The sequence below is a fragment of the Ferrovibrio sp. genome (genome assembly GCF_025869515.1).
GTDB lineage: Bacteria > Pseudomonadota > Alphaproteobacteria > Ferrovibrionales > Ferrovibrionaceae > Ferrovibrio.
Genome location: NZ_JAOZVR010000118.1, coordinates 94,051 through 120,778 on the forward strand (window position 1 = coordinate 94,051; position 26,728 = coordinate 120,778).

The 26,728-nt window shown below is 64.4% G+C and carries 26 protein-coding genes; 8 read left to right on the forward strand and 18 right to left on the reverse strand.

Annotated features, from left to right (window positions below; all coding sequences use genetic code 11):
• Positions 1 to 233 precede the first annotated feature (233 nt).
• The 7 genes from OJJ21_RS22295 to rpsT form a co-directional block, all read right to left on the reverse strand.
• Positions 234 to 617 carry a hypothetical protein gene (locus OJJ21_RS22295; protein WP_297690010.1) on the reverse strand — a complete coding sequence of 128 codons (384 nt, stop codon included), beginning with the start codon at positions 615 to 617 and terminating at the stop codon, positions 234 to 236.
• A 221-nt stretch (positions 618 to 838) separates the two neighbouring features.
• A complete protein-coding gene (gene gyrB, locus OJJ21_RS22300; RefSeq protein WP_297690011.1) occupies positions 839 to 3,268 on the reverse strand; it encodes a DNA topoisomerase (ATP-hydrolyzing) subunit B in 2,430 nt (809 codons plus the stop codon).
• A gap of 24 nt (positions 3,269 to 3,292) precedes the next feature.
• Complete coding sequence (recF, locus tag OJJ21_RS22305) at positions 3,293 to 4,492, reverse strand: DNA replication/repair protein RecF (protein WP_297690013.1); 1,200 nt, start codon at positions 4,490 to 4,492, stop codon at positions 3,293 to 3,295.
• Position 4,493: 1 nt separating this feature from the next.
• On the reverse strand, positions 4,494 to 5,612 hold the full coding sequence (gene dnaN / locus OJJ21_RS22310) for a DNA polymerase III subunit beta (protein ID WP_297690014.1): 1,119 nt from the start codon (positions 5,610 to 5,612) through the stop codon (positions 4,494 to 4,496).
• A 191-nt stretch (positions 5,613 to 5,803) separates the two neighbouring features.
• On the reverse strand, positions 5,804 to 7,288 hold the full coding sequence (gene dnaA / locus OJJ21_RS22315) for a chromosomal replication initiator protein DnaA (protein ID WP_297690016.1): 1,485 nt from the start codon (positions 7,286 to 7,288) through the stop codon (positions 5,804 to 5,806).
• Positions 7,289 to 7,335: 47 nt separating this feature from the next.
• Positions 7,336 to 7,779: a rhodanese-like domain-containing protein gene (locus OJJ21_RS22320; RefSeq protein ID WP_297690018.1), complete on the reverse strand. Its 444-nt coding sequence runs from the start codon at positions 7,777 to 7,779 to the stop codon at positions 7,336 to 7,338.
• Positions 7,780 to 8,214: 435 nt separating this feature from the next.
• Complete coding sequence (rpsT, locus tag OJJ21_RS22325) at positions 8,215 to 8,478, reverse strand: 30S ribosomal protein S20 (protein WP_297690020.1); 264 nt, start codon at positions 8,476 to 8,478, stop codon at positions 8,215 to 8,217.
• Between the two features lie 177 nt (positions 8,479 to 8,655).
• Between rpsT and OJJ21_RS22330 the strand changes: the two genes are divergently transcribed.
• The 3 genes from OJJ21_RS22330 to ggt all read left to right on the forward strand — a co-directional run bounded on the left by OJJ21_RS22330 (position 8,656) and on the right by ggt (position 13,404).
• A complete protein-coding gene (locus tag OJJ21_RS22330; protein ID WP_297690021.1) occupies positions 8,656 to 9,240 on the forward strand; it encodes a hypothetical protein in 585 nt (194 codons plus the stop codon).
• Positions 9,241 to 9,363: 123 nt separating this feature from the next.
• Entirely contained in the window at positions 9,364 to 11,703 is a 2,340-nt protein-coding gene (locus OJJ21_RS22335) for a bifunctional salicylyl-CoA 5-hydroxylase/oxidoreductase (protein WP_297690023.1), read from the forward strand.
• 96 nt (positions 11,704 to 11,799) lie between these two features.
• The gene (gene ggt, locus OJJ21_RS22340; RefSeq protein ID WP_297690025.1) at positions 11,800 to 13,404 is read left to right on the forward strand and encodes a gamma-glutamyltransferase; all 1,605 of its coding nucleotides are present in this window, start codon (positions 11,800 to 11,802) and stop codon (positions 13,402 to 13,404) included.
• Between the two features lie 12 nt (positions 13,405 to 13,416).
• Here ggt and OJJ21_RS22345 read toward each other — a convergent pair whose 3' ends face one another.
• On the reverse strand, positions 13,417 to 13,944 hold the full coding sequence (locus OJJ21_RS22345; protein ID WP_297690027.1) for a carboxymuconolactone decarboxylase family protein: 528 nt from the start codon (positions 13,942 to 13,944) through the stop codon (positions 13,417 to 13,419).
• A 77-nt stretch (positions 13,945 to 14,021) separates the two neighbouring features.
• On the opposite strand from OJJ21_RS22345, the gene OJJ21_RS22350 reads away from it, so the two are divergent.
• On the forward strand, positions 14,022 to 14,363 hold the full coding sequence (locus OJJ21_RS22350) for a helix-turn-helix domain-containing protein (RefSeq protein ID WP_297690029.1): 342 nt from the start codon (positions 14,022 to 14,024) through the stop codon (positions 14,361 to 14,363).
• Here the strand turns inward: OJJ21_RS22350 and OJJ21_RS22355 are convergent.
• Together OJJ21_RS22355 and OJJ21_RS22360 are read right to left on the reverse strand one after the other, a co-directional pair.
• Positions 14,346 to 15,329 (reverse strand): putative sulfate exporter family transporter, encoded by a 984-nt coding sequence (locus OJJ21_RS22355; RefSeq protein ID WP_297690031.1) that lies wholly within the window; start codon positions 15,327 to 15,329, stop codon positions 14,346 to 14,348. The two genes, OJJ21_RS22350 and OJJ21_RS22355, sit on opposite strands and share 18 nt — an antisense overlap.
• A 6-nt stretch (positions 15,330 to 15,335) precedes the next feature.
• A complete protein-coding gene (locus tag OJJ21_RS22360) occupies positions 15,336 to 15,878 on the reverse strand; it encodes a hypothetical protein (protein ID WP_297690033.1) in 543 nt (180 codons plus the stop codon).
• Positions 15,879 to 16,149: 271 nt separating this feature from the next.
• Between OJJ21_RS22360 and ispH the strand changes: the two genes are divergently transcribed.
• Genes ispH through rnhA form a run of 3 tightly spaced genes read left to right on the forward strand, consistent with a single transcriptional unit; the run spans position 16,150 to position 18,607 of the window.
• Positions 16,150 to 17,112 (forward strand): 4-hydroxy-3-methylbut-2-enyl diphosphate reductase, encoded by a 963-nt coding sequence (gene ispH / locus OJJ21_RS22365; protein WP_297690035.1) that lies wholly within the window; start codon positions 16,150 to 16,152, stop codon positions 17,110 to 17,112.
• A 6-nt stretch (positions 17,113 to 17,118) separates the two neighbouring features.
• The gene (locus OJJ21_RS22370) at positions 17,119 to 18,108 is read left to right on the forward strand and encodes a homoserine kinase (RefSeq protein ID WP_297690037.1); all 990 of its coding nucleotides are present in this window, start codon (positions 17,119 to 17,121) and stop codon (positions 18,106 to 18,108) included.
• Positions 18,092 to 18,607: a ribonuclease HI gene (rnhA, locus tag OJJ21_RS22375; protein ID WP_297690039.1), complete on the forward strand. Its 516-nt coding sequence runs from the start codon at positions 18,092 to 18,094 to the stop codon at positions 18,605 to 18,607. Before OJJ21_RS22370 ends, rnhA begins: the two co-directional genes overlap by 17 nt.
• A 33-nt stretch (positions 18,608 to 18,640) precedes the next feature.
• On the opposite strand, the gene OJJ21_RS22380 is transcribed toward rnhA, so the two are convergent.
• Together OJJ21_RS22380 and OJJ21_RS22385 are read right to left on the reverse strand one after the other, a co-directional pair.
• Entirely contained in the window at positions 18,641 to 19,123 is a 483-nt protein-coding gene (locus tag OJJ21_RS22380) for a peroxiredoxin (protein ID WP_297690042.1), read from the reverse strand.
• 113 nt (positions 19,124 to 19,236) lie between these two features.
• Positions 19,237 to 19,923: a protein-disulfide reductase DsbD domain-containing protein gene (locus tag OJJ21_RS22385; RefSeq protein ID WP_297690044.1), complete on the reverse strand. Its 687-nt coding sequence runs from the start codon at positions 19,921 to 19,923 to the stop codon at positions 19,237 to 19,239.
• Between the two features lie 224 nt (positions 19,924 to 20,147).
• Here OJJ21_RS22385 and OJJ21_RS22390 point away from each other — a divergent pair, with 224 nt between their 5' ends.
• Positions 20,148 to 20,732, forward strand: a complete 585-nt coding sequence (locus OJJ21_RS22390) for a YqgE/AlgH family protein (protein ID WP_297690046.1) — start codon at positions 20,148 to 20,150, stop codon at positions 20,730 to 20,732.
• Positions 20,733 to 20,750: 18 nt separating this feature from the next.
• On the opposite strand, the gene OJJ21_RS22395 is transcribed toward OJJ21_RS22390, so the two are convergent.
• The 6 genes from OJJ21_RS22395 to OJJ21_RS22420 are packed head-to-tail and all read right to left on the reverse strand — an operon-like array spanning position 20,751 to position 26,595.
• The gene (locus OJJ21_RS22395; RefSeq protein ID WP_297690048.1) at positions 20,751 to 21,338 is read right to left on the reverse strand and encodes a GNAT family protein; all 588 of its coding nucleotides are present in this window, start codon (positions 21,336 to 21,338) and stop codon (positions 20,751 to 20,753) included.
• A 22-nt stretch (positions 21,339 to 21,360) separates the two neighbouring features.
• Positions 21,361 to 22,623 carry a pitrilysin family protein gene (locus OJJ21_RS22400; RefSeq protein ID WP_297690050.1) on the reverse strand — a complete coding sequence of 421 codons (1,263 nt, stop codon included), beginning with the start codon at positions 22,621 to 22,623 and terminating at the stop codon, positions 21,361 to 21,363.
• A complete protein-coding gene (gene thrC, locus OJJ21_RS22405) occupies positions 22,620 to 24,032 on the reverse strand; it encodes a threonine synthase (RefSeq protein ID WP_297690053.1) in 1,413 nt (470 codons plus the stop codon). The genes OJJ21_RS22400 and thrC overlap by 4 nt, the downstream gene beginning before the upstream one ends.
• 8 nt (positions 24,033 to 24,040) lie before the next feature.
• Complete coding sequence (locus OJJ21_RS22410) at positions 24,041 to 25,531, reverse strand: carboxypeptidase M32 (RefSeq protein ID WP_297690054.1); 1,491 nt, start codon at positions 25,529 to 25,531, stop codon at positions 24,041 to 24,043.
• On the reverse strand, positions 25,518 to 26,291 hold the full coding sequence (locus tag OJJ21_RS22415) for an SURF1 family protein (protein WP_297690056.1): 774 nt from the start codon (positions 26,289 to 26,291) through the stop codon (positions 25,518 to 25,520). The genes OJJ21_RS22410 and OJJ21_RS22415 overlap by 14 nt, the downstream gene beginning before the upstream one ends.
• Before the next feature lie 4 nt (positions 26,292 to 26,295).
• Positions 26,296 to 26,595 carry a DUF983 domain-containing protein gene (locus OJJ21_RS22420; RefSeq protein ID WP_366093578.1) on the reverse strand — a complete coding sequence of 100 codons (300 nt, stop codon included), beginning with the start codon at positions 26,593 to 26,595 and terminating at the stop codon, positions 26,296 to 26,298.
• Positions 26,596 to 26,728 lie beyond the last annotated feature (133 nt).

Consider the following 26,728-nt stretch of genomic DNA (forward strand, 5'->3'; position numbering starts at 1 on the left):
CCGGCCAACAGATCGCGAATTCCTGACTCGCAGGATAGGTTACGGGCGCATGTGCGGACTGGCAACTACGGCGGGTAAATTCCTCCGCCTACGGGCGAAATCCGAGCCCGGTGCGGCAGCCTGCGCGAGAGGAAGGCCGAGGCCCCAGGGTGGCGGGCGGTGCATCGAAAGGGACACTCACTATACCCTTCGATACACCGCAGCACCTGACGGTACCCGGCCATCGGGAAGCCCTAACGCCTGAAGATGACACCGCCCGTCATGGCATCTGCCCCCGGCTCCGGCACCCCCAGCTCCATAGCCGAGATCCGATCCACTATGGGGTGCAAGTCGGTGTGGGCGTCGTACCTGAAATCATGGATTGCCCGGTAACGGCCCTGACCGGCCAGCCAGGCAATGGATGCCACCAAGCTATTCGATGGCGGCCCGTCCGACACGACCGGGACAACCGCGCCGAAGATTCGGACGGCTTGCCCATATTCGGCAGCCGCCTTGTCCAAGGCGGCCTCCAGGGCCATCAGAAGCGAGTCCGGGTCCGTCGGAAGGGGGAGCACCTCTATGGGCTGCTCTGGGGCGTCCGGACTGCCGAGGGAGAGGTAGTGGCTGATTTCGTACATGGGCCGTCCTGGGGCTGGCGTGGTTACCCGAGGATGGACTGGCCGCTGGCAAGGAAGATAAGGAGGCTTCATCGGCCGAAATCACGGGGGCTTCCGCGGGTGACTGAGGCCTCGTTGAAATCAAAAGGAAAAAGCCGCTGCCAGAGTCACCAATTGGTTTCCCGGCAGCGGCTTTTCGGTCCCGTTCGGCGGTTATTTGGTTAACCGCACATTGAGACAAATCAGATATCGAGATTCACCACATTCAGAGCATTTCCCTGGATGAAATCGCGACGCGGTTCCACCACATCGCCCATCAGGGTCTCGAACACGTTGTCGGCATCCTCGGCATGGTCGACCTTCACCTGCAGCAGGCTGCGCGCCTCGGTATCCAGCGTGGTTTCCCATAGCTGCTCCGGATTCATCTCGCCCAGCCCCTTGTAGCGCTGCATGGTGATGCCGCGCTTGCCGGTGGCCTGCACGCGCTCGAGCAGGTCGATCGGCCCGCGCAGCGGATGTTTCTCATCCTTGCGGCGCAGTTCGGCCGTCTGCGTGTATATCGCCTGCAACTCGCCGGCCATTTCGTTGAGCTTGCGCGCCTCGGCCGAGCGGAACAGCTGGCCGTCCAGCACATAGCTTTCGGTATAGCCGCGCAGCGCGCGTTTCACCGTCAATGTGCCGTCGCCGCCGGCTTCGGCCACCCAGCCCCGCTCCAGGTCCGGCGTCATCTGGTTGAGACGATTGGCCAGGGCTTCGGCCTTGGCCGGATCGGTCACGATATCGGCCTGCAGCATGCCCAGGATGGCAGCCTGCTCGACGATCCACGGATTATAGCGCTTGCCGATCGCAGTCAGCAGGGAGCGGGCGACGCGGGCATGTTCGAGCAGCACCTTGAGATCCTCGCCGGCACGCTGGCTGCCGTCATGCAGCTGCAGCACGGCGCCTTCCATGCCTTCGCTGATCAGGAAGTCTTCCAGCGCCGCCTCGTCCTTGAGATAGCGCTCCGACTGACCACGCTTGATCTTGTAGAGCGGCGGCTGGGCGATATAGAGATGGCCGGCATCGATCAGCGGCTTCATCTGGCGGAAGAAGAAGGTGAGCAGCAGCGTACGGATATGGGCGCCGTCCACGTCGGCGTCAGTCATGATGATGATCTTGTGATAGCGCAGCTTGGCCAGGTCGAAATCATCATGGCCGATGCCGGTGCCGAGCGCAGTGATCAGCGTGCCGATTTCCTGCGATGACAGCATCTTGTCGAAACGCGCGCGCTCGACATTGAGAATCTTGCCGCGCAGCGGCAGCACCGCCTGGTTGGCGCGATTACGCCCCTGCTTGGCCGAGCCGCCCGCCGAGTCACCCTCGACGAGGAAGAGCTCGGCTTTGGCCGGATCACGTTCCTGGCAGTCCGCCAGCTTGCCGGGCAACGAGGAAATATCCAGCGCGCCCTTGCGGCGGGTCAGTTCGCGCGCCTTGCGGGCAGCCTCGCGGGCCGCAGCGGCCTCAACCACCTTGCCGATGATCTGACGGGCGTCGGCGGGGTGCTCCTCCAGCCAGTTGGCCAGGAGGTCGGTGACCATGCTTTCCACCACCGGGCGCACTTCCGACGACACCAGTTTATCTTTGGTCTGCGACGAGAATTTCGGGTCCGGCACCTTCACCGACAGCACGCAGGTCAGCCCTTCGCGCGAATCTTCGCCGGTGATGGTGACCTTTTCCTTCTTCAGCACGCCGGTTTCCGTGGCGTAGTTGTTGATGCAGCGGGTCAGCGCGCCGCGGAAACCCGCCAGATGCGTGCCGCCATCGCGCTGTGGAATATTGTTGGTGAAACACAGCATTGTCTCGTGATAGCCGTCGTTCCATTCAAGGGCGACTTCGATGCTGATGCCCTCGCGCTCGCCACGAATGGTGATCGGCGGCTTGTGCAGCGGTGTCTTGTTGCGATCCAGGTAGGCGACGAAAGCTTCGACGCCGCCCTCATACCGCAGTTCGACCCGCTTGGGTTCGACACCCCGCAGGTCTTCCAACACGATCTTCACACCGTTGTTGAGGAAGGCCAGTTCGCGCAGGCGATGCTCCAGCGTGGCAAAATCGAACTCGGTCTTGGTGAAGGTTTCCGACGACGGCAGAAAGGTGACTTCGGTGCCGCGCTTGCCATCGGCCGGGCCCACTTCGGCCAGAGGCGCCACCGGCTCGCCATGGGCGAACCGCATGTGATAGGCTTTGCCGCCGCGCCAGATGCGCAGGTCGAGCGTCACCGACAGTGCGTTCACCACCGAAACGCCGACGCCGTGCAGGCCGCCCGACACCTTGTAGGAATTCTGGTCGAACTTACCGCCGGCATGCAGCTGGGTCATGATGACCTCGGCTGCCGACACACCTTCTTCCGGATGGATGTCGACCGGAATGCCGCGGCCGTTGTCGCGCACCGTCACCGAACCGTCGGGATTGAGGCCGATATAGGCTTCGTCGCAATAGCCAGCCAGCGCCTCGTCGATGGCGTTGTCGACCACCTCATAGACCATGTGATGCAGGCCGGTGCCGTCATCGGTGTCGCCGATATACATGCCCGGGCGCTTGCGCACCGCATCCAGGCCCTTCAGCACCTTGATGGCGGAGGAATCGTAATTCTCGCCATTGCCTTCATTGCCCTGCGGATTCACTGCTTCGCTCATCGTCCTGTAACCTCAACTGCCAAATCAGCAAGAAACGGCGGCCCGCGGCGTCACCATGCCATCGGTCACCGTGAAAAACTCCGCACGGCCGGCCAGACCCGCGAACAGGTCTTCATCCGTACCGGTCAGCCAGACCTGCCCGCCGAGCGCGAGCAGTTCCTCGTACAATGCCGCCCGCCGCCGGGCATCGAGATGCGCCGACACCTCATCCAGCAGCATCAGCGGCGCCATGGCGCGGCGGGCGCGGATCAGCCGCGCATTCGCCAGTGTGATGGCGATCAGCAGTGCCTTCTGCTCGCCGGTCGAACATTGCGCGGCGGGCTGGTCCTTGTCGGCATGCCAGACCGCCATGTCGCTGCGATGCGGACCTTCTGTGGCCGCACCGGCTTCGCGGTCGATGCCGCGCCGTTCGGCCAGCAGCACCCGCAGTTTCTCTTCCGCCGCCAGCGCCGGCATGTCGGCCAGCCAGGTCTCGACCGGGCCCTGGGCCGCCAGCCGCGCCCGCGGAAACGGACCGGTGGCCAGCGCCATGCCGGCCTCGATGCGGGCCAGGCCGTCGCGCCGTGCGGCCGCCACGGCCACGCCATGCTCGGCCATCTGGCTTTCCAGCGCCGCCAGCCAGGCCGGATCGGCGCCGCCAAACTTCAGCAGGCGATTGCGTTCCCGCATCGCCTTCTCATAGGCCGCGACCTGGCGGGCATGCCCGCCATCCAGGCCATAGACCAGCCGGTCCATGAAGCGGCGCCGGGTGGACAGCCCTTCGACGAACAGACGGTCCATCTGCGGCGTCAGCCAGACCACATCGAGATACTCAACCAGTCCATTGGCGCTGGGCGCCGCCTCGCCGTTGATGCGCACGACGCGGCGCTCGCTGCCGTCTTCCTCGCCGCCTTCCGCCAGGCCGGTGCCAATGGCCACCAGACCCACCGTGCTGGCCAGTTCCGCCTGTGCCACCCAGCATGCATTGCCGGCTTCGCTGCGGCTGACATCCGACAGTCTGGCGCGACGCAGGCCGCGGCCGGGGCTGAGGAATGACAACGCCTCCAGAATATTGGTCTTGCCGGCCCCATTCGGCCCGGTCAGCACCACAGGCCCGCCATTCAGTCGCAGATGCAGATCGGCGTAATTGCGGAAGTCGCGCAGGTTAAGGGACAGAACCGCGGTGCCGCCTGCTGCCGTGCCTTCATACGACTGTTCCGCAACCCTTGCCGCGCTGCGTACCAAATCAGACTCGCATCGGCATCAGCACATAGAGCGCACCGTCATCGCTCGGGTCGCGTACAACGGTGGGCGCCAGCGCATCAGCCAACAGGAAGCGGGCATTCTCGCCTTCGATCTGCCCGGCAATGTCGAGCAGGTAGCGCGAATTGTAACCGACCTCAATTGGCGCCGAGCTGTAGGCGGCGGTCAGCTGTTCCGAGGCCGAGCCCTGATCGGGGCTGGTCGCCGACAGCTCGATACCCTCGGGCTTCAGCGACATCTTCACCGCGCGGCTCTTCTCGGTCGAGATGGTGGCGACGCGGTCGACGGCAGCGGCAAAGGCCTTGCTGTCGACTTCCATCACCTTGTCGTTGTCGCGCGGAATCACGCGCTCGTATTCGGGGAAGGCGCCATCAATCAGCTTCGACACCAGCACCAGATCGCCGATGGCGAAACGGATTTTGGTATCGCTCAGTTCGATGCGGGCTTCGTTCGAGCCGCCTTCCAGCAGCTTGCGCAGTTCGCCCACTGTCTTGCGCGGCACGATCACGCCCGGCATGCCGGCAGCACCGGCCGGCAACGGCGATTCCACACGGGCCAGGCGATGACCATCGGTCGCCACCGCGCGCAGCATCGGCACACCGGCGCTGGAGGCCGCGTGCAAATAGATGCCGTTCAGGTAATAGCGTGTTTCCTCGGTCGAAATGGCAAAGCGCGTCTTGTCGATCAGGCGGCGCAGCTGGTCGGCCGGCAGCGTGAAGCTGTGCGGCAGCTCGCCGGCGGCCATGACCGGGAAATCTTCCTTCGGCAGGCAGCTCAGCTTGAAGCTGGAGCGGCCGGCGCGCAGATCGAGCCGCTGCTCGGCCGGCGTGAAGGTGAGCTCCACCTCGGCGCCTTCGGGCAGCTTGCGCACGATGTCGTAAAAGGTATGCGCAGCCACCGTGGTGGCGCCGGGCTTGGAGACCTTGGCTGGCAGCTTCTCGACCACCGCGATATCGAGGTCGGTGGCGGTCAGTGCCAGCTTGTCGCCATCGGCTTCCAGCAGCACGTTCGACAGGATCGGGATCGTGTTGCGACGCTCGACCACGCTCTGGACATGGCTCAGGGCGGTCAGCAGAACGGCACGCTCGATGGTGAGTTTCATGATTGGAAACCGGTCATGTTTTTGTTGGTTTGCGGCAGGACCTGCCGAGTCCGGCAACTATATCAAACCCCCCTTTTGTACGCGAGGGATTTGGCCCCGCTCAGGGCCGTTTTTGCATGTGCGAAGGACCCGCGTTGCCGCGAGCCCTTCATCAAATCAAACCATTGAAAATGTTGAGTTTTTTTTAAAACTCAGCTTTCCAGTTTGCGGCGCAGCAAATCGATGTCTTCCGCGAAGGCGGCATCGATCTCGCGCAGCTCCTCGATCTTGCGCACGGCATGCATCACCGTGGTGTGGTCGCGACCACCGAATTTACGGCCGATTTCCGGCAGCGAGCGCGAAGTCAGTTGCTTGGCCAGGTACATCGCCACCTGGCGCGGTCGCGCCACGGCACGCGCCCGGCGGGGCGAATGCATGTCGGCGAAGCGGATCGAGTAATGCTCGGCGACACGCTTCTGGATTTCCTCGATCGTCACCTTGCGGTCGTTGGCGCGCAGCAGGTCCTGCAGCACTTCCTGGGCCGAGGTGACGGTCACCGGCTTGCCGACGAGGCTGGCATAGGCCGAGATGCGGTTCAGGGCGCCTTCCAGCTCGCGCACATTCGACGTGATGCGACGGGCGAGGAATTCCAGCACATCCTGCGGGATGTTGGTCAGGCCGTTCTTCTCGGCCTTGGCCTGCAGGATGGACAGGCGCAGCTCGAAATCGGTCGGATGGATGTCGGCGACCAGGCCCCAGCCCAGGCGCGAGCGCATGCGTTCCTCGATGCCTTCCAGATCCGACGGCGACCGGTCGCCCGAAACGATGATCTGGCGGTTCTGGTCGCACAGCGCGTTGAAGGTATGGAAGAACTCTTCCTGGGTGCTTTCCTTGCCGGCGATGAACTGGATGTCGTCGATCATCAGCACGTCGACCGAGCGGAACTGCTCCTTGAAGGCCATCGTGTCCTTGAAGCGCAGGGCACGGATGAACTGGTACATGAACTTTTCGGCCGAGAGATAGACCACGCGACGCTCGGGGAAGCGCTGGCGGATATGCCAGCCGATCGCATGCATCAGATGGGTTTTGCCCAGGCCCACGCCGCCATAGAGGAACAGCGGGTTGTAGGTCACCGTCGGGCTCTCGGCCACGCGCAGCGCGGCGGCCCGGGCCAGTTCGTTGGACTTGCCGGTAATGAAGCTGTCGAAGGTGAAACGCGGATCCAGCGGCGCGGAGAGTTCGCGCTCGACATCGTCCATGTCGCGCACCTGCAGGGCGGGGCGGACCGGCGTTGCATTGATCGAAACCGGGCGGCCGGTCAGCGGCGACGGTGCACCATGATCGGCCGACGAGGCGACCGCGGCCATCGCCTTGCTGGCCTGCGGCGGCTGGGTCGCGCCGGTCGGACGGACATGAATGATGACCCGGCGGACATCGGCATTTTCCAGCCGCCAGATTTCGCGCAGGCGCTCGCTGTAGTGATTGGCCACCCAGTCGCGCATGAAGCGGGTCGGCACGGCCAGGTGAACATCCCCATCCTTGGCCAGGCCCTCGTCGGCCAGCGCCAGCGGTTTGAGCCAGGAGTTGAAGGCGGCATCGCCGAAGGATACGCGCAGACGGGCGCGCACGCGCTGCCACTGCACATCCAGGGGCTCGCCCGGGATGCCGGGCGGTTGATTGTCCGACAATTCGGACATGGAGACAGAGTGCGGCTGCGGTTGCGACGACTTGACCATTTCCGACCTCAGCTCTGAATCCAGGCGAGACCGGCAGACTTCCAGCCGCTCAATCGTCCACGATGCTTTTCGGCATCGAGGTCGCCCTCGAAACCGCCGGCAACATTATAACAGGGTCCCAGACCCACGGCCGTCATCGCCTTGGCGGCGGCACGCGAACGGGCCCCCGAACGGCAGATGAAGTACAGCGCCTGGCCGGGCTTGATGCCCTGGCTGCGCAGTTCGTCGGCAAAACGCGGGTTCACACTCATCTCAGGATACACTTGCCACGATACGAATAGAGGACGCTTGCCGAGTTTGCCGAGATCCGGCGAACCGACGAAGCTCCATTCAGGTTGGGTACGAACGTCGATCAGCAACGCGTCGGGGTCGGTCGCCAGCTGGTTCCAGGCTTCGGTCGTCGAGATATCGCCAGCATAGTCTTCATCCCCCGCCATCACCGAAGCCAACATCCCCTAACCTCGCGCCACGTTTGTTGTTTCAAATCTATATTTTCGTCACGCGTGCGGCCGGGAGTGAAAGCGGCGCTTTGAAGCATCATCCCCTTGGTTATGAAGCACCCAGATGCTTCACGAGGCGGCCTCAAGAAAGCTCTTCAACAAGCGGCAGCCGGGGCATTAAAGGGAAATCACCCGGGTCACGCAAGCGGACAGATGAAGACTCTCCGAAAAAAATTTTACCTGTTGCAGAATTAGAACTTGCTGGCGCGACCCGCATGGTGGGCGTATAGCGCACGGACTAATCCCCTCACCGATAAAACGTCTGTGAACACGGCCAGCGTGCGATGCAGTCTTCGCAGTCGCATAAAAAAACATCGCCCGCTGCAAAAACAGACGGGCGATGTTTATCTCGTTGCGTTTGATCGGTCGCCGCAGCGACCGACAAAATCAAGCCATAGCTTTGACGCGGGCGTTCAGACGCGACAGCTTGCGCGAGGCAGTCCGCTTCTTGACGACAGTCTTGCTCACGCTCTTGTCGAGGGCAGGCTGTGCCTTCTTGAGGGCAGCCGTTGCGGCAGCCTTGTCGCCGCTCGCGATTGCGGCTTCGAGGGACTTCACCGCCGTGCGGACCTTGGTGCGACGGGCACGATTGACGGCCGTGCGCTTCTTGGTCTGGCGGGCGCGCTTCTCCGCGGACTTATGCTGAGCCATAGCTTGGGATTTCCGATAGTTTGTAAAATGCCTTGCGGCTAAATCGAGGCCGGGGTTATAGCCCCGCCCCCGGCAGGCGTCAACCCCGCCAAGAGATGCATTCCCAGCGGCTTTTGGGCCTTTTAGCGGCCCCGCCGCCGACTTGCGGCCGGTCAGTGCGGCCGGCATAGTGCGGCCATGCCCGACATCGCCTTGATCGCCCAAACGGTTTATGTGCTCGGCGGTGTCCTTTGCCTCATTCTGGTGGCCCGGAGTCCGATCCCGGCAGCACTTTTCTGGGGCATCGGCGCGGCCCTGCATGCCGCCATCGCCCTGGCCGAGTTCGTGGCCCTGATCGGCTGGTCGGGGCTGGCGGGGCTCGAATCCGACCTGCGCTATCTGGGCTTCAGCCTGGGATTTGTCTGTATCGCGCTGGGGGCCATCTTCAGCCTGGTGATTCCGCCGGGCTCCAGGCGCGTCACGCTGTATACCGGCATTGCCATTGCTGTGGTGATCGCGGTCGCGGCTGACCGCCTGCCCATCGGCGCGTTGCCGCTTCCCCTGATTCTGCTCGGCATTCTGCTTCTGGCTGTGCTGGTCGGTCTGCGTCACCGCCCGGTGCCGGCGCGCTGGCTGCTGCTGGGCGTGCTGGCGACCGCCGCTGCCGAGCTCGCCCGCTACCGCTATCTGGGTTTCGTGCCGCTATCACCTGCCAGCCTGTCGCGGATTTGTTTCGGCCTGGCGCTCGCCGCCTTCGGTTTCACCGCCGCCCGGGCTCGCTGAGGCCGGCTGATCTCTGCCTCTCGCGGCAGCGGAAAAGTGCCGCTTGCCGGAATTTATTTTAAATATAAAATATATTCCGGCCGGGCATTCGCGGCCAGCTGTGTCGAGATACAGGGGTAATCCATGCGTGTGACCATTGTCGGAGCCGGCCCGGCCGGCCTGTATCTGGCTCTGCTGATGAAAAAGGCCGATGCCGGACACCAGATCACCGTTTACGAACGTAACCAGCCCGACGACACCTTCGGCTTCGGTGTTGTCTTCTCGGACGAGACACTCAACCAGTTCCTGGCCGAGGATACCGAGACGGCGCAGGCAATCCGCGACAATTTCGCTTACTGGCATGAGATCGACGTGGTCGCCGGCGGTGAAACCGTTCGCTCCGGCGGCCATGGCTTCTGCGGTCTGGCGCGCAAGAAACTGCTTCAGATTCTCCAGGAGCGCTGCAACGCGGAAGGCGTCGTCCTGAAATTTCACAGCGAGCAGCAGGATTTTGAAGCCCTGCGTCGTGACTGCGATTTGCTGGTCGGTGCCGACGGCATCAACAGTCTGGTGCGGGAAACCTGGAAGACCACCTTCCAGCCAAGCCTGGACTGGCGTCGCAACAAATTCGTCTGGCTCGGCACCACGCTGCCGCTCGACACCTTCACCTTCGTCTTTGAAGCCAATCAGCACGGTCTGTTCCAGGTGCATGCCTATCGCTTCGAGGACGGGCTCTCGACCTTCATTGTCGAGACCACCGAGGAAACCTGGAAACGCGCCGGCCTCGATCAGGCCACCGAGGCCGACACCATCGCCTATTGCGAGATGCTGTTCGCCAGGCATCTCAAAGGCCACAAACTGCTCACCAACCGTTCGATCTGGCGCACCTTCCCCACGATCAAATGCGAACGCTGGGTGCATGAGAATGTCGTGCTGATCGGCGATGCGGTGCATACGGCACATTTCTCGATCGGCTCCGGCACCAAGCTGGCGATGGAAGATGCCATCGCCCTGAGCCGCGCCCTCAATGCCGGCCATGGCTCCGTGCCGGCGGCGCTGAAAGCTTTTGAAGACGCGCGGCAGACCGAGGTCTCGATCCTGCAGCATGCCGCCCAGGTGTCACTGGAATGGTTTGAACATACCGACCGCTACCGCGATTTCGAGCCGATCCAGTTGGCTTTCAGCCTGCTGTCGCGCTCCAAACGCATCACCTATGAGAATCTGCGCCTGCGCGATCCGGCCTTCACCGGACAGATCGACCGCTGGTTCGCCGAGAAGGCGGCGAGGCAGTTGGACACAGCGGTGCCGAAGACAGGCAATCCGCCGCCGATGTTCACGCCCTTCCGCCTGCGTAACATGACGGTGGAGAACCGCGTCGTGGTCTCACCGATGTGTCAGTATTCGGTCGAGGATGGCCTGCCGAATGACTGGACACTGGTGCATCTGGGCAGCCGCGCCATCGGTGGTGCCGGCCTGATTATCACCGAAATGACCGATATTGCCGCCGAGGCGCGCATCACTCCGGGCTGCACCGGCCTGTGGAATGCCGACCAGGCCAGAGCCTGGCGCCGGATCACCGATTTCGTGCATACCCACAGCAAGGCTAAGATCGCCGTGCAGCTTGGCCATGCCGGCCGCAAGGGCGCTACCTGCCTGCCGTGGGCGGGCGGCTATGACAAACCGCTGCCGCCGGCCGAGGCCTGGGAGATTCTCGCCCCGTCGCCCCTGCCCTACTTTCCCGAAAGCCAGACACCGCGCACGATGACGCGCGCCGACATGAACGCGGTACGCGACGATTTCGTCACCGCCACAATATTCGCCATCGAAGCCGGCTTCGACATGATCGAAGTGCATTTCGCCCACGGCTATCTGCTCTCGACCTTCATTTCGCCGCTGACCAACCAGCGCATCGATGAGTATGGCGGCAGTCTGGAAAATCGCCTGCGCTTCCCGCTTGAAGTTTTCGATGCCATGCGTGCGGTCTGGCCGGCCGATCGGCCGATGTCGGTGCGGCTCTCGGCCGTGGACTGGGTGCCCGAACGCGGCCTCATCATCGAGGATTCCATCGCCATCGCAAAAATGCTGAAGGCCCATGGCTGCGACCTGGTCGACGTCTCGGCCGGCCAGACCACCACCGAGGCCAGGCCGCAATACGGCCGCATGTTCCAGACCCCGTTCGCCGACGCGATCCGCCAGGAAGCCGGCATCGCCACGATGGCCGTCGGCGCCATTACCTCTGCCGACCAGGTCAACACCATCGTGGCTTCGGGCCGTGCCGATCTCTGTGCACTGGCCCGGCCGCATCTGGCCGATCCCTATTTCACCCTGCATGCTGCCGCTGACTACGACTGGCGCGGCGTATCTTGGCCGATGCAGTACGAGGCCGGGCGGGACCAATTGTACCAATTGCGCACCCGCGAACGCGAAGAAGCACGTGCGAACGACGCTTTCGCAAAACAGCGCGCCAGAAGAGACGAAATCTGATCTGGCGAGACGAAGTCTGACGCAGACCCTGTCGCAGCCGGAAGCCTTCGGTGTAGGCTTGCGCTCTCAAAAGCCTCTTCCGGAGTTCCGATCAGCATGCGTGATCTGCATTTGCCTGGCCGCTCGGTGGCGATGGGCCGCCACGGCGCCGCCGCCACCTCGCACAGCCTCGCCACCGTCACTGCCATCGATATCCTGAAGCGCGGCGGCAACGCCACGGACGCGGCGATTGCCGCCTGCGCCGTGCAGGGCGTGATCGAGCCCGGCTCGACCGGTATCGGCGGCGACAATTTCGTGCTCTATGCGCCGGCCGGCACCGACACGCGCAAGGGCGGCAAGGTCTATGGCCTGAATGGTTCGGGCCGTGCGCCCAAGGCCCTGACCGCCGACCTGCTGCTGAAACAGGGCATCAAGGAAATCCCGCTCACCTCGCCGCATGCCGTCACCATCCCTGGCGCGGTCGATGCCTGGAGCAAGCTGAACAAGCGCTTCGGCAAGCTGCCGCTGGGTGAACTGCTGCAGCCGGCGATCCGCTTCGCCGAAGACGGCTTCCCGATCACCGAGCGCGTCGCCACCGACTGGGGCCGCAATGAGGCCAAGCTGAAAGGCGATGCCAACACCGCCCGCATGTGGCTCAAGGACGGTCACCCGCCGAAATTCGGCGACGTGTTCCGCGAGCCCGAGCATGCCAGGGTGCTGCGCGAGATCGCCGACAAGGGCCGCGACGGCTTCTATACCGGCTGGGTCGCCGAAGACATCGTCAAATACCTCAACGGGATTGGCGGCACGCATTCGTTGGAAGACTTCGCCACCCAGGAAGCCTTCTGGGTCGATCCGATCGCCACGCGCTACAAGGATGTCGAGATTCTCGAAATCCCGCCGAACGGTGTTGGCATCATCACCCTGCTGATGCTGAACATCCTGAGCGGCTTCGACCTGGGCAAATACGATCCGGCCGGCGTCGAGCGGTTCCATATCGAGGCCGAAGCCACGCGGCTGGCCTTCCAGGCCCGGGACCTGTATGTGGCCGATCCGGCCTTTGCCGATGTGCCGGTCGAGAAACTGCTGTCGATGGGCTTTGCCGATGAACTGCGCAGCCGCATCGACCTGAAAAAGGCCATGCCCGCTCCGGGTCCCGTGGGCGGCCAGGCCTATCGCGATACGGTCTACATCAGCGTGGTGGATGCCGAGGGCAACGCCTGTTCCTTCATCAACTCGCTGTTCTGGCCCTATGGTTCGGCGCTGTGCAGTCCGAAGACCGGCGTGCTGCTGCAGAACCGCGGCTGCGGCTTCAAGGTGCAGCCCGGCCATCTGAACTGCGTCGAGCCGTGGAAGCGGCCGCTGCACACCATCATCCCGGCCATGGCGCTGAAGGATGGCCAGCCCTGGCTGTCGTTCGGCGTGATGGGTGGCGGCTTCCAGCCGGTCGGCCAGAGCCATGTGCTGACCAACATGGTCGACTTCGGCATGAATGTGCAGGAAGCCATCGACTGCGCGCGCGGCTTCCATGTCGCCGGCAAGTTCGAGGCCGAACGCGGCATCCGCGAGGATGTGCTGCAGGGCCTGGCCAATCTGGGCCATGAGATCAAGCGGGCCGAAATGCCGCATGGCGGCGGCCAGGCCATCCTGATCGACCGCGTCAATGGCCTGCTGCAGGCCGGCTCCGACCCGCGCAAGGACGGCTGCGCCCTCGCTTACTAAGATTGGCGCTTATTAAGCGGTTGGAAAGCGCGGCGCGCCGGGTTCGAGCGCCACGCCGGTGGCATTCACCGTGAATGACACCAGATGGTAAAAGCCGACCAGCGCGATGATCTCGATCAGCTGGTCGGCTTTGTAATATCCGGCTGCCCGGTGCCACAGCACGTCATCTACCGTGCCGCTGTCGATCAATGCATCGGCGATTTCGACCAGCACGGCTTCCTCCACTTTCCAGTCCGTCGCGGCGCCATGCACGGTGGCGCGAATCTCCCTTTCGCTGAATTTCGCTTTGGCGCCAAAGAAGCCGACATGCACGCCCCATTCGTATTCCGCCTTCAGCCGCGCCGTGGTGCGCAGGATCAGCAGTTCGCGCTGGCGTAGCGTGATCGAGCCCTTGTCCAGTAGTCCGCCGCCACGCCAGCGCGACAGTACGCGCGGGTTATGCGCCACCGTGCGGAACAGGCCGAGATCGGCCGGCATCTGCGCCAGTTCGGCGGCGGCCTCGGGCGGATAGGGTTTGGCAAGCGGTGCGAGGCGGGGCATGGCAGGGCGGCTCCTTGTGTGCTACTGAAATCGTAGCAAACGATACCGCTACTGAATTGATAGCGCAAGGAGCCTGCATGATGGCCAGCCTGAAGCCGCCGCCCCGTCGCCCGGTCCGCGGTTCGACCACCGGACGGCCGATCATGGCCATTCTGGACCTGCTGGGGCGGCGCTGGAGCCTGCGCATCCTGTGGGAGCTGCGGGGCGAAGCCCTGACCTTCCGGTCCCTGCAGGGCGCCTGCGATGCGGTTTCGCCCACGGTGCTGCAGCAGCGCCTGAAGGAGCTGCGCGCCGCCCGGCTGGTCAGCCATGACGCCGGCCAGGGCTATGGCTTAACCGCCACGGCCCGGCGCCTGCTGCCCACCCTGCTCACGCTGCAGGACTGGGCCGAGACCTGGGCCTCAGAGGAAGAACACTAGCCCGACCAGCACGAAACCGAGCAGGATCACGGTCTCGGCCAGGATCAGCAGCAGCGGTTTCCAGCCCAGCGCGAACAGTTCGGCAAACGAGGTCTTCACGCCGAGCGCGGCAATCGCCACCAGCAGGCACCAGCGCGAGATTTCCGACACCGTGCCCACCACCATGGCCGGCAGTTGCACCACGCTGCCCAGAATGACCAGCGCGATGAAGCCGAGCAGAAAATGCGGCAGCAGCGGCTGGGTCTGCGTGTTGGCGGCATTGTGCCGGGTGCGATAGACGAGGCCGATGCCGATCACCACCGGCAGCAAGCAGGCCACGCGCACCAGCTTGACGAAAGTGGCGACATCGCCGGCCTGCGGCGACACCGTGAGGCCGGCGCCCAGCACCTGGGCCACGTCATGGATGGTGGCGCCGAACAAAACCCCCGATGCGGTCTCATTCAGGCCCAGCGTCTTGGCCAGCAGCGGATAAACGATCATCGCCACGGTGGACAGCGCGGTGACGCCGATGACGGTGAGCAGGGTCAGCCGTTCGGCCTGCGGCGAGCGCGGCAGGGCCGCCGAGATCGCCATTGCCGCCGATGCGCCGCAGATGCCAACGGCGCCACCCGAGAGCAGGCCTTCATCCTGGCTGCGGCCGGCCAGCCGGGCCAGCAGCAGACCGCTGCCGATCGCCACCGCCACCCCGCAGACGGCCAGCAGCACCGGCACCGGGCCGAGATCGGCGATGCGGTCCACCGTGATACGGATGCCGAGCAAGGCCACGCCGACCCGCAAGATAGTGCGCGCCGACAGGTCGATGCCGGGCCGCACGCGGGCATCGGCGCTCAGGAAATTGAAGGCCATGCCCAGCAGCAGGGCGAGCAGAAAGGGCGGGCCGCCGTAATGCTCGGAGATGAAGCCGACCGCGAGCGCCACCGTGGCGGCGACGGTCAGGCCAGGCGCCAGACTGCGCAGCTTCTCCATATGGGATCAGAAACCGCGCTGCTGACGAATCTTGTTGAGCTGGTCGGGCGGCACTTCCAGGCCGATCAGAATCTCGAATTCGCTGGTGCGGCGGCCGCTGAGCGGCAGCACCTGCTCCAGTTCATCACCCACGACGACGCGGCGCTGGCCGTCCTTGAACGGGATGCGGGCGACAAAGCGGCTGCGCGAGAGCACATTCTGCTGCTTGTCGACCAGGGCGACGAAATACGGCACCTGCGCCTCCGTCTGCGTTGCCGCCGGGCCGCGGGTGGCGCCGACCTGCAGGATGAAGCTGATCACCACGGTGGCCTGCTTGTTCTCGAATTTGCAACCGCCGTTATAGTCGAGCAGCTCGGTCTCGAAGGTGACATCGGTGAGGTCCCGGCCGGGACCGTCGCGATACTGGGTCGCCTTCTGCGCATCGCCCAGGATACCGACGCGCGGACAGGGCTGCGTATTGCGCTGGCCGCCGCCGCAGGCGGACAGGATGCTGGCCGACACGGCGAAGGCCAGGGCGAGAAGAGGAAGACGGAGCGGAGGCAGGGTCATGGCGAAGCGCTTACCGGTGCGGCAGGTCGAGGGCAGCTGGCGAGCGGAGCGGCGCCGATGATCATGAACCGGGCGATCATGGACGGCCTTTCCTTCGCGGGACGAGTGTATTAGCTTGCCCGGCAGTTTTCCGGGCCCCATCCTGTATAAAAGAGGGGCTTGGCCGAGACAAGCGACAGGCCTGCAACCCGTTGATCCGAAATGGCTGATTCCGGCCTGAACCACCAGACTGAACGCATAGCCAGATCCTATAGCTGATGGCCACCGCCCGATGACCCCTGCCGACCGCCCTTCGATTGCCCTGGTGCTGGCCGCCCCGCGCGGCTTCTGCGCCGGCGTCGACCGCGCCATCCAGATCGTCGAACGCGCCCTGGAACGTTTCGGCGCGCCGGTCTATGTGCGCCATGAGATCGTGCATAACCGTTTCGTGGTCGACAGCCTGGCCGCCAAGGGTGCCGTCTTCGTCGACGAACTGGATGAGGTTCCGCCCGGCGCCCATGTGGTGTTTTCCGCCCATGGCGTGCCCAAATCGGTGCCGGCCGATGCCGAAGCGCGCAGGCTGTCCTATCTCGATGCCACCTGCCCGCTGGTCAGCAAGGTGCATCGCGAGGCCGAACGCCACCATCGCGAAGGCCGCCTGATCGTACTGATCGGCCATGCCGGCCATCCCGAGGTGATCGGCACCATGGGCCAGTTGCCGGCCGGCGCCGTGCTGCTGATCGAGACTGTGGCTGATGTCGCTGCCCTGCAGGTGCCGCACGGCGAGCCGCTCGCCTATATCACGCAGACCACCCTGTCGGTCGACGATACCGCCGGGATCATCGCGGCGCTGAAGCAGCGATTCCCGCAGATCGAGGGACCGAAGAAGGAAGACATCTGCTATGCCACCACCAACCGCCAGGTGGCGGTGAAGGCGATTGCCGCCCATAGCGATGCCGTGCTGGTGATCGGTGCGCCGAATTCGTCCAATTCGCTGCGCCTGGTGGAAGTGGCCAAGCGAGAAGGTTGCAGGATCGCCCTGCTGGTGCAGCGTGCCGTCGATATCGACTGGACCGCTCTGGAAGGGGTCAAGTCCGTCGGCATCACCGCCGGCGCCAGCGCACCGGAATTGCTGGTGGAGGAAGTGATCGCCGCCTTCCGCGAACGCTACAGCGTGACGGTGCGCGAGATCGAAACCGCCACTGAATCCGTGCAGTTCAAGCTGCCGGTTGCCCTCGACGCCTCGGCCGCCTGACCCTCCATGGCCGTCTATACCGAAATCGACGACGACCAGCTCGCCGGCCTGTTGGCCCGCTACGAGATCGGCACGGCCGTGTCCTGCAAGGGCATAGCCGAGGGCGTGGAGAATTCCAACTACCTGCTGGTCACCGATACGGGCAATTACATCCTGACGCTCTATGAGCGCCGGGTGAACCGTGGCGACCTGCCGTATTTCCTCGGCCTGATGAATCATCTGGCTGCCAAAGGGCTGGATTGCCCGACCGCGATCAGCGATCGCGACGGCAATACGCTGAACGAAGTGGCCGGCCGCCCCTGCGCCATCATCAGCTTCCTGAAGGGCGTGTGGCCGCGCAAACCCCATGCCCGGCATTGCCAGCAGCTCGGCGCCGCCACCGCGCGCCTGCATCTGGCCGGCCGCGATTTCCCGATGCAGCGCGTCAATGCCCTCAGTGTCGATGGCTGGGCCAAACTGGTGAGCGATTGCGAGGCCAGGGCGGATTCCGTGCACGACGGCCTGGCGCGCGAAATCGTGCGCGAATACGACGGGCTGAAAGCCGCCTGGCCGGATGCGCCCGGCCGCGCCGGCGACAAGCCGCTGCCGCATGGCGTGATCCATGCCGACCTGTTCCCCGACAATGTGTTTTTCCTCGGCGACACGTTCAGCGGCCTGATCGACTTCTACTTCGCCTGCAACGACTATTTTGCCTACGATCTGGCGATCTGTCTGAATGCCTGGTGCTTCGAGGCCGATGGTGCCTTCAATGTCACCAAGGCGAGAGCGCTGATCGGCGGCTACGAAAGCGTGCGTCCGCTGACCGATGGCGAGGTGCACAGCCTGCCGCTGTTTGCCCGCGGTGCGGCCCTGCGTTTCCTGCTGACGCGGCTGTATGACTGGCTCAACCAGGTGCCCGGCGCGCTGGTGAAGCCGAAGGATCCGCTGGAATACTGGAAGAAACTGAAATTCCATCGCCAGGTGCTGGGCGCCTCCGCCTATGGCATCGAACGCTGACATGCCGGACCTGCTGAAGGTTGAAGTCTTCACCGACGGCGCCTGCCTGGGCAATCCCGGCCCTGGCGGCTGGGCCGCGCTGCTGCGCTATGGGGAAACCGAAAAAGAGCTCACCGGCGGTGACGCCGACACCACGAACAACCGCATGGAGCTAACGGCGGCGATCATGGCGCTGGAAGCCCTGAAGAAACCCTGTGCCGTCTCGGTCTATTCCGACAGCCGCTACGTCATCGACGGCGCTACCGGCTGGCTGCGCTCCTGGAAGGCGCGCGGCTGGAAGACCGCCGACCGCAAACCGGTCAAGAATGTCGACCTGTGGCAGCGCTTCGAACTCGCTGTCGCCCCGCATACGGTGAGCTGGCACTGGGTGCGCGGTCACGACGGTCATGTCGAAAACGAGCGTGTCGACGTGCTGGCACGCGACGCCGCCATAGAAATCGCCGGCGACATTCCAAGATCAGCTAAGACTGGGCCGAAAAAGAAAAAGCCGGCCCGGTAGACCCGGACCGGCTGGTCACTGCAGTCTGAACGGTCAGATCTGGCCGAGCAGGGTATTGGCGTCCGAAATCTCGAAGGCGCCGGGCTTTTCCAGATTGAGCTGCTTGACCACCCCGTCATCGATCAGCATCGAGTAGCGCTGCGAGCGCACGCCGAGGCCGCGGGCGGTGAGATCGAACTCCATGCCGATCGCCTTGGTCAGTTCGCCCGAACCATCGGCCAGCATCACCACCTTGTCGCCGGTATTCTGGGCCTTGCCCCAGGCGCCCATCACGAAAGCGTCATTGACCGACAGGCAGGCGATGGTCTCGACGCCCTTCTGCTTGAGGTCGTCATATTTCTCGATGAAGCCGGGCAGGTGCTTGGCCGAGCAGGTCGGCGTGAAAGCGCCCGGCAGGGCGAACAGGGCCACCTTCTTGCCTTTGAAGAACTCTGCCGCCTTCACGGCCTGCGGGCCCTGATCGGACATCACAAACAGCGTGGCATCGGGGATGCGGTCGCCAACCTTGATGGTCATGGTTTCCTCGTCTTGGTTTGGGTCTTGGCCGGTACAACGCCGCGGATACGGCGGGGTTAAAATGGTCCGCCCCGCCGCGTGAAACAAGGGTCGGGCCTGCTATTCGCAAGGCGTCAGGGCGGCAACACCAGTTCCGCCTGCAGGGCGGGATCGACCAGGGTGAGCCGCAGCGGCTGTCCGGCTTTGCCGGGAGGATAGGTCGCTGCCAGATCGAACCGCACTTCGCGTCCATCCGCCGCCATGGTGATGCTGGGGCGCCCGAACCAGCTTTCGGCAGAGCCCTCCACGAACAGATCGGGGTTCTGCAGTGGCGTCTGGCTTCCCAGCACCACGATCAGGCGATCGGGTTTCAGGCGATGCGACACCAGTTGCAGCCCGGCCTGCGCTGCGGGCTGCGGCACACGCGCCCGCCACTTGGCCAGCAGGGCAAGATTCGCAATCGGCACCGTATCCTGGCTGCGCAGGATCAGGCGATCATTGCGCAGGATGCAGATATCCTTGCACACGCCATACTCGATCATCAGGTCGAGGCCGTACGCCTCATCTGCCTGCCGCCGTTCGACGCGCAGCGGCAGGACCACCTCGCCGCCATAGCCGTAGATTTCCGACTTGCCGAGCGGAATGCGCTTGGGTGCCGGCCAGGCGACATCGACACGCGTCACATTGCGCGAACCGGTCCAGTCGAACTGCGCCGGCACGCCGCCTTCACCCGGCGTCCGCCAGTAGAATTTCCACCCGGGCGACAGTTGGATATGCAGGCCGGCCTCGTCGGCGCTGCCCTGAATCAGGGCAATTTTCATCGGCACATGCGGCAGCTGCAGGCCTTGGGCCCGGACGGCAGCGGGCGGCCAAAATATCGGGAATACAACAATTAATGCGCCGGCCAGCGAGCCGAGGCGGCGGAGGGCTTTTATCATGGCCCGAGTCTGTCGCGTGGCCCGCCAATTGCAAGGCTTGTTACGGGCCGGCCGTATGGACAAGCCGACCCGGTGGGGTAACATTCGGGTGAAACCGGAGTGTGGCAATGACCGACACCAGCGACAAGGCGATATCCGGCTATCTTGAGCGGCAATTGCTGATTGCGATGCCGAGCATGGGCGACCCGCGATTTTCCCGCACCGTCATCTACATGTGCTCGCATAACGCCGAGGGCGCGATGGGGCTGGTGATCAACAAGCCCTATCCCGGGCTCACCTTCCCCAACCTGCTGACGCAGCTCGGTATCGAATCGACCGCCGAGAACGACATCATCGTGCGGCTGGGCGGCCCGGTCGAAACCGGCCGCGGCTTCGTGCTGCATTCGACCGACTACATGCGCCAGGGCAGCGTGAAGATCGATGAATCGATCGGCATCGGCCTCACCGCCACGCTCGACGTGCTGCGTGCGATAGCAACCGGCACCGGCCCGCAGCACAGCCTGTTTGCGCTCGGCTATGCCGGCTGGGGCGCCGGTCAGCTGGATATCGAGATTCAGGAGAATGCCTGGCTCGCCGTGCCGGCCGATTTCGAGCTTGTCTTCAAATCCGATCTCGACAGCCTGTGGGATCGCGCCGTGCGCAAAATCGGTATCGATGTCGCCAAGCTGTCCAGCGTATCCGGTCACGCCTGACCGCCGCAGGTATGGCAGCTAGGCATCCCTGGGCAGATCGTTTGCCAGCCGGGAATAGAGCTGGTGATCGCGCCAGACGCCGTCAATTTTCAGATATTCGCGCAACAGCCCTTCGGTGCGAAAACCGGCACGGTCGAGCAGCCGCCGGCTCGGCAGGTTTTCCGGCAGGCAGGCTGCCTCGATGCGATGCAGCTTCCGCATCTCGAAGCAATGCCGCACCATCACGGCCAGCGCCTCGGTCATATGGCCATGGCCGGCGAAAGGCTTGCCGATCCAGTAGCCCAGTTCGCCGCATTGCGACGCACCGCGCCGGATATTCGACAGCGTGATGCCGCCGATCAGTCCGTCATTGCGCCGCAGGTAGATGAAATAGGCTTCGCCATGCTCCTGCCGACGCAGCCGCTCGAACCAGGCGAGCCGACGGCGAAAGCCTTCGCGGGTCAGCGAATCCTCGGCCCAGCTCGGCTCCCAGGGTTGCAGATGCTCGCGACTGACCGCGCGCAGGGTGGCCCAGGCTTCATAGTCGCTGACATCCGGGGCGCGGAGATAAACGCGCTCGCCATGCAGGATCGGTGCAGCAGGGGGAAGGAAGCGGCCGAACAGCATGCTTTCCCCCCTCCCGTCTTATTCAGCCAAATCTTGCAGCGAAGCGGGTGTAGCTTTCCAGCCGTTCGACCGGACCTAACGCTGCCACCGTGGGCGGCGCCGACCGCATCACCCGCTCGGCAACCTTGCGCACCGCATCGGCATCGACCCGGTCGACCGCGGCCAGCACCTCATCGAGATCGAGCGGGCGGCCGAACAGCAGCATCTGGCGACCGAGCTGTTCGATGCGGGCACCCGAGCTTTCCAGCGACATCACCAGACCGACTTTAAGCTGGGCGCGGGCACGCCTCAGCTCATCGTCATCGACCCGGCCGCAGAGCTTGCCGAGCTCGTCGGCCAGCACCGGCATCAGCTCGGGCAGCTTTTCGCCGCCGGTGCCGGCATAGACGGTCATCAGGCCGCCATCGCGATAGGAGGACGGATAGGCGTAGACCGAATAGGCCAGGCCGCGCTTCTCGCGCACTTCCTGGAACAGACGCGAGGACATGCCGCCGCCCAGTACGGTGGCATAGACCTGCATGGCGTAATAATCGGGATCGTCGAAGGCCAGGCCCGGCAGCGCCACGGCGACATGGGCCTGTTCCAGCTCGCGCACCGCGCGTTTTTCGCCGCCGCCACCGTAGCGCGCAGTCTGCTGCGCCGGCCGCGGCGTGCGGCTCAAACCGCTGAACAGTTTCTCGGCCTCGGCCATCAGGTGGTCGTGATCGACCGCACCGGCGGCGACCAGCACCAGACTCGGACCATGGTAGAAGCGATCCAGGAAGCCCTGCAGATCGCCGCGCTGCATGCCCGACACGCGGTCGATGGTGCCGAGGATCGAACGGCCGAGCGACTGCGCGGGGAAAGCGGTTTCCTGAAGATGGTCGAAAATGATGTCGTCCGGCGTGTCTTCCGCCTGGCCGATCTCCTGGATGATAACTTCGCGCTCGCGCTCCATCTCACCCGCATCGAAAACGGAATGCTGCAGGATGTCGGACAGGATATCGAGGGCAAGGCCAGTATCCTCGGCCATGACGCGGGCGTAATAGGCTGTCTGCTCGCGCGAGGTGAAGGCATTCAGATGGCCGCCGACCGCCTCGATCTCCTCGGCGATCGCCAGCGCCGAGCGTCGCTCGGTGCCCTTGAATGCCATATGCTCCAGCATATGCGCCACGCCATTGATCTCCGGCGTCTCGTCGCGCGCCCCGGCATCGACCCAGACGCCGACGGAAACGGTCTTGACCTGCGGCATGGTCTCGGAGACCACCCGCATGCCGTTGGAAAGCGTGCCGATCCTGACTGTCATGCTTTTACTCTACGCGTTTCGATGAAGTTGCGCACCGTGCCGTAGTCATTGGCCAGCACGGTCTGGCGCTCCGGCCGCTCGAACAGATCGGCCAGGTGCGGCGGCAGCGCCGGATGGCGGCCGGTGGCGGCTTCGACCGCATCCGGGAATTTGGCCGCATCGGCGGTCGCCAGGGTGATCAGCGCCGTTTCGGGCGGAATGGCGCCGGTCTGGCGCTGCTGCGCCGCCACTGCCAGTCCTACGGCCGTATGCGGATCGACCAGCAGGCCATTGCCCGCCACAAAAGCCGTCTTCAGCATGGCCTTGGTTGTCGCCTCGTCGGCCTTGCCGGCAGCAAACAGCTGTTTCGTCTCGGCCAGCGCATTGGCCGACACGGTGAAGCCGCCATTCCTGTCGAGATCGGTCATCAGCTGGCGGATCTGGGCACCGTCACGGCCATGCATGTCGAACAGCAGGCGTTCGAAATTGCTCGCCACCTGGATATCCATGCTCGGGCTGATGGTCGACTCGACGCCGCTCTTGCGGTAGTCCCCGCTGGCGAAGAAGCGCGCCAGGATGTCGTTGCGGTTGGTGGCGACGACCAGCCTTGCGATCGGCAGACCCATCTTCGCGGCGGCATAGCCGGCGAAGATGTCGCCGAAATTGCCGCTCGGCACGCAGAAGGCCGGTGCCCGTTCCGGGCCGCCAAGGCTTAAGCTCGCCGTTACATAGTAGACGATCTGCGCCATCACGCGCGCCCAATTGATCGAATTCACTGCCGTCAGGCCAACCGTGTCGCGGAACGGCGCATCGTTGAACAGCGCCTTCACCATCGCCTGGGCATCGTCGAAGGTGCCCTCCAGCGCGATGGCGTGCACGTTAGCATCGGCCACCGTCGTCATCTGCCGGCGCTGCACATCGGAGACGCGGCCATGCGGAAACAGGATGAAAATATCGAGATTGGCGCGACCGCGGCAGCCCTCGATGGCGGCCGAACCGGTATCGCCCGAGGTGGCGCCGACGATGGTGGCGCGTTTGCCGGACCGTGCCAGTGCCCAGTCGAACAGCCGGCCGAGCAGTTGCAGCGCCACGTCCTTGAAGGCCAGCGTCGGGCCATGGAACAGTTCCAGCACCCAGTCATTGGCATCGCTCTGGCGCAGCGGCACGACCGCCTTGTGACCGAAGGTGCCGTAGGCTTCCGCAATCATCTGCTTCAGATCGGCATCGGGAATACCGCCGCCAATGAAGGGCTTGATCACCCGGAAGGCGACTTCGGCATAGGGCAGGCCGCGCATGGCGCGCCAGTCGGTGACTGAGAACTGCGGCCAGCTCTGCGGCACATAGAGGCCGCCATCGCTGGCGAGGCCGGCCAGCAGCACGCCTTCGAAATCGAGATCCGGCGCCTGGCCGCGGGTGGAGACGTAGCGCATGGGAATGCTCAGCTCAGGTAGCGGGCTTTGAGATGCGCCTTGAAGGCGGCAGTGCTCAGGGGTTTGCCAGTCGCTTCGCGCAGTAGTTCATCGGTGGTCAGCCGCGCCCCCTTGGCATGCACATTGGCGCGCAGCCAGCGCAGCAACGGCTTGAAATCGCCCTTGGCGATGCCGGGCAGAATGCCGCCGTCCTGCGTCTTGGCGGCGGCAAAAAGCTGCGCCGCCGACAGCGCACCCAGCGTATAGGTCGGGAAATAGCCGATCGAGCCGACCGCCCAGTGAATATCCTGCATGCAGCCCTGGGCATAACTCGGCACATCGACGCCGAGCAGGGTCTGCATGCCGTCATTCCAGGCATAGGGCAGGTCATCGAGCGGCAGATGGTCATGCAGCATTGCCTGCTCCAGGCGATAGCGCAGCATGACATGCGCCGGATAGGTCACCTCATCGGCATCGACGCGGATCAGGTCTGGCTTCACCCGCGCATAGATGCGCAGCAGATTGGCCTCCGACCAGGCCTCGCCGCCGCCCTTGAAGGCCTTGCGCAGCAGCGGCGCGGCGAATTTGAGGAATTCGGCGCCGCGGCAGACCTGCATTTCGACCAGCAGACTCTGACTCTCATGCAGCACCATGCCGCGCGCCTCGCCGACCGGCTGGTCACGCCAGACTTTCGGCAGGCCGAGTTCGTAAAGCGCATGGCCGGTTTCATGTAGCACCCCCATCAGCGCCTTGGTGAAATCGTCTTCCGAATAGCGCGTGGTGATGCGCACATCGTCAGGGATACCGCCGGTGAAGGGATGCAGGCTGACATCGAGACGGCCGCGATTGAAATCGAAGCCGAGCGCCTTCATCAGCTTCAGACCGACCTCGCGCTGGGCCTCGGTCGGAAACGGCCCCGGCAGCGGCAGCGGTGCCGGCCGCTTGCCCTGTTTGACCAGCGCGCGGTCGATGAAGTCCGGCAGGAAGCTGCCGAGATCGGCGAACAGCTTGTCGATACTGGCGGACCGGCCGCCCGGCTCGTATTCGTCCAGCAGGGCGTCATAGGCGCCGAGGCCGAAAGCGGCCGACTTGGCCGCTGCCACTTCGCGGGTCAGTTCCAGCACCGGCAGGAAAGCCCTGGCAAAGGCCTTGAAGTCGTCGTCACGGCGCGCCTTGCGCCACACCATCTCGCAGGCCATCGTCGCCTTCGAACGCGCCTCGACCAGCTTCGGCGTCAGCGCCGTGGCATGGCGCCACTGGCGCTGCATCTCGCGCAGATTGGCGCGCTGCCAGTCGTCCAGCTTGTCGGTCTGCGTCGCGGCCTCGTTCAGCTGGTCGCCCAGCCGGGCATCGGTGATCCATTCATGCCGCAGTACGCTGAGCGTGGCGATCTGTTCCGAGCGGGCGCGGGCACCGCCCTCGGGCATCATGGTCGACTGGTCCCAGCCGAGCATCGCCAGCGCGCCGTTGACGGCGCTGATGCGGCGAAACTGTTTTTCGAGGGCCTTATAGGTTTTCATCTCTTGCCCTGGGCCGGCCCTGCTCCCGGGCGTCGCGTGCCCGCCGCCGATGCCATAGCACATAAATGACCGCCAGCACCACGGCACCGCTGTACCAGGTAAAGGCATAAGCCAGATGGTTGTTGGTGAAGGTCACCCGGGTATGGCCGGCGCGCGGCCAACCGCCTGGTACCGTCACATCGGCATCGGCGTCGACGAAGAGGACGGGCGCATCCTTGATGCCGGCGGCGGCCAGCATCCCGGCGGCATCGCCGTAATACCAGAGGTTCCGCTGCAGGTCGTTGTCGGGCGTGAACCAGCCCTTGCCCCAGGGCGCATGCGCCAGGCCCGTGATGGTGACCTCGCCCTCGACCTGGCCCTGCGGCCGGCGCGACGGGTCCTTGTCCTCGGCCGGCACCCAGCCGCGGCTGACCAGCACCCAGCCGGGCGCGTCGCTGCGCTGCAGCGGCGTGATCACGTGATAGCCGAAATTGCCGCGCTCGGAATGCGCCAGCAGATGAAATTCATGGGCGTGGTCGAAACGACCCTTCACCACCACGCGGCGGAAATGCCAGGCGTCGGCATCGAGCGGCCCGCCAGTCTCGGCCTTGGCCGGCAATACCACCGGCGCGGCTTTCATGCCTTCTTCGACGCTGGCGATCAGGTCGAGCTTCCACAGCAGCCGCTGCACCTGCCAGGTGCCGAGCGCCAGCAGCAGGATGAGGGCCGGAACAGTAAACAGGGTCGGCCCCAATGCGGGCCGGAAACCAAGAATTTTCAATGGATTACTCGCGCATCAATTCGATATCGGACGAGGCCTTGTGGCGGAATTGTAGCGCGATGAGCACGGCTTTGAAGGGCCGGAGCATGCCAATCGACCCGCCGAGGATCAGCGGGGTCCACAGCACCATATGCAGCCAGAGCGGCGGCCCGAAGCGCAGCTCGACCCACAGCGCCAGGCCGACCACGATAAAACCGAGGATCAGGATGACGAATACCGCCGGTCCGTCGCCGGCATCGATCTTGGCATAATCCAGATCGCAGGACGGGCAGCGCGGCTTGACCGTGAGCAGCCCGTCAAACAACGGGGCTTCGCCGCAGCGGGGACACCTGCAGCGAAGCCCCGTCGAAACTGGCGACAGCGGCGGATAGAAGGAGGCCGCCATCGCTGGAGACCTTAATGGGCGGCCGGCGTGCCCGAGCCCCACCAGTAGATGG